The sequence below is a fragment of the Paraburkholderia sp. BR10936 genome, assembly GCF_040965735.1.
Taxonomy (GTDB): Bacteria; Pseudomonadota; Gammaproteobacteria; order Burkholderiales; family Burkholderiaceae; genus Paraburkholderia; species Paraburkholderia nodosa_A.
Genome location: NZ_JBFRCM010000054.1, coordinates 1 through 2,548 on the forward strand (window position 1 = coordinate 1; position 2,548 = coordinate 2,548).

The following is a 2,548-nucleotide window of genomic DNA, read 5'->3' on the forward strand; positions in this document are numbered from 1 at the left end:
TAGATAGCGTCAAGCAGGATGGCCGGTTTACCGACAATCATTTTGGCCGGTCGACCGGGGTGATTGTCGGTGGTTATTCGGTCATGGTTGTCGCTCCTTCCTGATGATTGTCGCTGGATGATTGTCGGCGCCGGCTGGTCTGTTTGTCGCTGGCCGTGCGACGGCGGTAGCTTTCGACGTTCATCTCGAAGATCGTCGAGTGATGGACGAGCCGGTCGATCGCGGCGACGGTCATGCCGGGATCCGGAAACACGTCATTCCAGCCCGAGAACGGCTGGTTCGCGGTTATCAGAAGGCTGCGGCGCTCATACCTCTCGGCAATCAGTTCGAACAGCACGCTGGTCTCGGCCTGGTCCTTGCGGGCATACGACAGGTCATCCAGGACGATCAGGTCGAAGCGGTCTAGCTTGGCCAGCGCTGAAGGCAATTGCAGGCTCTGGCGTGCGGCCTGCAGCTTCTGGACGAGTTCGCTGGTGCGCGTGAACAGCACGCGGTAGCCGGCATCGATCAGGGCGTGCCCGATGGCCGATCCGAGATGGCTCTTGCCGACCCCAGGCGGGCCGAACAGGAGCACTGTGGCGCCTTTCTCGAGCCACGAATCGCCGGTCGCCAGTGCCATCACGTGGGCTTTGGAGACCATCGGCACCATGCCGAAGTCGAAGGTAGCCAGTGTTTTGGTCGGTTCGAGATGCGATTCGGCGCGGTGTCGCTCGATGCGCCGCTTGGCACGCTCGGCCAGTTCGTGCTCAAGCAGTGCACCCAGCAGTCGCGTCGCCTGCCAGCCTTCCTTGTCGGAGCGCTGAGCGAAGTCGGGCCACAGGCGGGCGATGGTCGGCAGGCGCAGTTCATTGAGCATGAGCGCCAGGCGGCCGGCATCGTAAGCGGGCGTACTCATGCTGCCTCCTCGTCGCCCAGGAGCGCGTCATAGGCGCTGGCCGGCGGTATCTCGACATTGACCACCGGGCAGTCGACCTGGCGCGGTGCAAACTCCTCGCGCAACGCCTTCAGATCTGGCAAGTCGCCGTCGACCAGCAATGCGTTCAGACGTGCGGCCAGCACGGCTTCGACACCATCCAGCGCGGCGAGCTCGAGCAGTCCGACCATGGTCTTGCACGCGTCGCGTTGCGTGAGCCGTGCCTCGAGTTGCTCCCAGGTCCGGCGATAGGCCTCACGCGGAAACAGCCCGTCGCGAAACGCCAGCCCCTTGAAGGCCTGTGGCTTGCGCTTGAGGCCCTCGATGAAGTGCCGGTAATCGAGGGCCCTGCGGTTGTCGCCAGCACGCGAGCCGCGCGGGGTGCTGTGCACCAGTGCGCCCGACAGATAGCAGTCGAGCCGGTCGCCATAGACCCGCACCTTCAGACGGTGCCCGATCAGTCGAGACGGCGCGCTGTAGAGGATGCCGCGCACGGTGAAGGTACTACAGCGTGTGACGCGCGCCTCCTCCTCAACGAAGTCGGTTGTGCGTCTCAGCGGCAGATCCATGAGCTGTTCGCGCTCCAAGCGGAACGCCGCCGCATTGCGCCGGTTGCGGCGCATGACGACCTCGCGCAGAAACTCATCATAGGCCGCGCGATCATCGAAGTCCCGATGACCACGCAACATCAACGCCTGGTCGACGGCTTCCTTCAGATAGCGATGCGATGACTCAACGCTACCGTTCTCGTGACCCAGACCACGATTGTTCCGTGTCCCGTTCATGCCATAGTGCTCAAGCAGCGCCGCATAGCGCACCGTAAAGTCGTCTTCGTCCGCCAGGTTTCTGAACGCCGCTGACAGGCTGTCGGTGCGATGTTCGCGTGGACAGCCGCCGGCCTGCCACAGTGCGTTCTGCAACCCTACGGACAGGGCTTCGAAACTCTCGCCACCTTCAACAACATTGGCGTACTCCCAGCGCGAGAAGGCCAGCACGAAGTGGTACAGCCGATGAGCGAATGGAATGCCGGCGATGGTCACGCGCAGTTCGGCCATGTCGGTAAAGTCCGACAGGCCTCGTGCACCGGGCTCATGCAGCTGTGGGAAGAAGACTTCCTTGGGCGGCCCCGACATCGCCCTCCAGTGCCTGACGCGCCGCTCGAGCGTGCGGCGCGTGCTATCGGGATACTGCCCGGGATGATCGTCCTGCAGCTTGCGCAGGATCGTGATCGCCTGCAATTGCGGCGCGTTCATGAGCATCGCGACGACTTCGGTATCCCAGACGTCGGCGAACGGATCAGGGCGCGAGCGCCAGTAGCCGCGTGGCTTCTGGGACGGCAGTAAGGCTTCTCGTTCTATGCGCCGGGCACTGCGCACGCTGATACCGGCCTTGGCGGCGGCGATCTCCTGAGAGTGGTGTTTGCGTTTGGACATGTAGAGGCGAACCTGTTGGTCGGTGATACGGGTTCCGGACATGCGGCTGATCGCTTCTTCTTGATTTGATCAGCCATCGTAGAACCCGGCCGACTCGGCGCCGCTGGTGGGGAGAACCCTCCGGCGGCTACGCCGCCTCCGAGTTCTCCCCACCAGCCAAAACCTCTGTCGCTATACCGGCCAAAATGATTGTCGCCGCGCA

The 2,548-nt window shown here is 63.3% G+C and carries 2 protein-coding genes; both read right to left on the reverse strand.

Features of this window, described 5'->3' with window-relative positions; translation table 11 throughout:
• Positions 1-73: 73 nt before the first annotated feature.
• Positions 74-895, reverse strand: a complete 822-nt coding sequence (gene istB, locus AB4Y36_RS40325; RefSeq protein ID WP_368685920.1) for an IS21-like element helper ATPase IstB — start codon at positions 893-895, stop codon at positions 74-76.
• A complete protein-coding gene (istA, locus tag AB4Y36_RS40330) occupies positions 892-2,388 on the reverse strand; it encodes an IS21 family transposase (protein ID WP_368685921.1) in 1,497 nt (498 codons plus the stop codon). Before istA ends, istB begins: the two co-directional genes overlap by 4 nt.
• Positions 2,389-2,548 lie beyond the last annotated feature (160 nt).